This window comes from Vibrio sp. 10N.222.49.C9 (assembly GCF_041474985.1).
GTDB lineage: Bacteria > Pseudomonadota > Gammaproteobacteria > Enterobacterales > Vibrionaceae > Vibrio > Vibrio crassostreae_C.
The window spans coordinates 1-277 of sequence record NZ_JBFRVD010001352.1 but is presented as its reverse complement, the minus strand read 5'-3'; the positions used below and the strand labels follow the sequence as shown (position 1 = coordinate 277).

Annotated in this window: 1 pseudogene; it reads left to right on the top strand. The window is 43.7% G+C overall.

The window, feature by feature from the left end:
- Positions 1–99: pseudogene (locus AB4585_RS28255) on the top strand (DNA adenine methylase); the annotation flags it as partial.
- Positions 100–277 lie beyond the last annotated feature (178 nt).

Genomic DNA, 277 nt, shown 5'->3' with positions numbered 1-277 from the left:
GAGCTGAATGTGGTTAAGGTTAAGCGTACCATCAGTCGCAATGGCGCCGGGCGAAATAAGGTTGACGAACTGCTGGCACTGTTCAACAGCGCCGACTGATTTACCCTCTGTTATCGCAACAATGATAATCATTTCAAATTTGTCCTTTTAGTTTATCGTTTGCTTTTGTAGAATTGCGCGCAAATTGAACGCCTTATACAGGGGACAGGTATGACCGATTTTCTTATTGCTCCATCTATTTTATCCGCGGATTTTGCTCGCTTAGGTGAAGATGTTG